Genomic DNA, 2175 nt, shown 5'->3' with positions numbered 1-2175 from the left:
GCCGGCCCGCCTTCGAGGCCCGTGCCGTCCTCGCCGCCACCCTCTCCCCCACCTGGGGCATCTACAGCGGCTACGAACTCTGCGAGAACACCCCCTTGCGCGACGGCAGCGAGGAGTACCTCCACTCGGAGAAGTACCAGCTCACACACCGCGACTGGGACACCGCCGAGCGCACCGGCCGCACCATCGCCCCCCTCATCACCCGCCTCAACACCATCCGACGGCAGAACGCGGCCCTTCGCCAGCTGCGCGATCTCCACTTCCACCAGGCGGACCAGGACCCGGTCATCGCGTACTCGAAGCGGCAGGGCGCGAACACGGTTCTCGTGGTCGTCAATCTCGATCCCCACCACACCCAGGAGGCCACGGTCTCGTTGGACATGCCGCAACTCGGCCTGGAGTGGCACGAGTCGGTGCCGGTGTGCGACGAGCTCACCGGCGAGACCTACCACTGGGGCAGGGCCAACTACGTGCGTCTCGGGCCGGGCGGAGCACATGTGCTCGTCGTCAACCGGGAATCCGCGGACCGCGCGGCGACCGCCGCCGGTCCCGCGTCCCCCGACGAGCACGGCACGGCCCTGCGACCGTCCACCCCGCAGATCGGAGGGTCACCCGCATCATGATCGTCAACGAGCCCGTACCGGACACCTTCGAGGACACACCGGCGCAGGACCGCGACCCCGACTGGTTCAAGCGAGCCGTCTTCTACGAGGTCCTCGTCCGCTCCTTCCAGGACAGCAACGGCGACGGCATCGGCGACCTGAAGGGACTGACCGCCAAGCTCGACTATCTGCAGTGGCTCGGCGTCGACTGCCTCTGGCTGCCGCCCTTCTTCAAGTCGCCCCTGCGCGACGGCGGTTACGACGTCGCCGACTACACCGCCGTCCTGCCCGACTTCGGCGACCTCGCCGACTTCGTGGAGTTCGTGGACGCCGCCCACCAGCGGGGCATGCGCGTGATCATCGACTTCGTCATGAACCACACCAGCGACCAGCACCCGTGGTTCCAGGAGTCCCGCCGGAACCCGGACGGCCCCTACGGCGACTACTACGTCTGGGCGGACGACGACAAGCAGTACCAGGACGCGCGGATCATCTTCGTCGACACCGAGGCCTCCAACTGGACCTACGACCAGGTCCGCGGGCAGTACTACTGGCACCGCTTCTTCTCGCACCAGCCGGACCTGAACTACGAGAACCCGGCCGTGCAGGAGGAGATGATCTCCGCACTGAAGTTCTGGCTGGACCTGGGCATCGACGGCTTCCGGCTGGACGCGGTGCCGTACCTCTACCAGGAGGAGGGCACCAACTGCGAGAACCTGCCCGCCTCGCACGCCTTCCTCAAGCGGGTGCGCAAGGAGATCGACGCGCAGTACCCCGACACCGTGCTGCTGGCGGAGGCGAACCAGTGGCCGGAGGACGTGGTCGACTACTTCGGCGACTACACCGTCGGCGGCGACGAATGCCACATGGCCTTCCACTTCCCCGTCATGCCCCGCATCTTCATGGCCGTACGCCGCGAGTCCCGCCACCCCGTCTCCGAGATCCTCGCCAAGACCCCCGTCATCCCCTCCCGCTGCCAGTGGGGCATCTTCCTGCGCAACCACGACGAGCTGACCCTGGAAATGGTCACCGACGAGGAACGCGACTACATGTGGGCCGAGTACGCCAAGGACCCCCGCATGCGCGCCAACATCGGCATCCGCCGCCGCCTCGCCCCGCTCCTGGACAACGACCGCAACCAGATCGAACTCTTCAACGCCCTGCTGCTGTCCCTGCCCGGCTCGCCGATCCTCTACTACGGCGACGAGATCGGCATGGGCGACAACATCTGGCTCGGCGACCGCGACGCCGTCCGCACCCCCATGCAGTGGACCCCCGACCGCAACGCCGGCTTCTCCTCCTCCGACCCCGGGCGGCTGTTCCTGCCCACGATCATGGACCCGGTCTACGGCTACCAGGTCACCAACGTCGAGGCGTCCATGGCCTCGCCCTCCTCGCTGCTGCACTGGACCCGCCGGATGATCGAGATCCGCAAGCAGAACCCCGCCTTCGGCCTCGGCACCTACACCGAGCTCCCCTCCTCCAACCCCGCCGTCCTGGCCTTCCTCCGGGAGTACGAGGACGACCTGGTGCTCTGCGTCAACAACTTCTCCCGCTTCGCCCAGCCCACCGA

1 protein-coding gene and 1 pseudogene are annotated in these 2175 nt (G+C 67.7%); both read left to right on the top strand.

What is annotated here, in order from left to right:
- A pseudogene (locus ORI94_RS35135) lies at positions 1-623 on the top strand (alpha-1,4-glucan--maltose-1-phosphate maltosyltransferase); the annotation flags it as partial.
- On the top strand, positions 620-2175 hold a 1556-nt coding region (treS, locus tag ORI94_RS35130; protein ID WP_266083162.1), incomplete at its 3' end, for a maltose alpha-D-glucosyltransferase. The pseudogene ORI94_RS35135 and the gene treS, both read left to right, overlap by 4 nt.

The sequence above is a fragment of the Streptomyces sp. NEAU-W12 genome, assembly GCF_026242095.1.
Classification (GTDB): Bacteria; Actinomycetota; Actinomycetes; order Streptomycetales; family Streptomycetaceae; genus Streptomyces.
The sequence above is the reverse complement of the archived record's forward strand: the minus strand, read 5'-3'. Positions and strand labels throughout refer to the sequence as shown.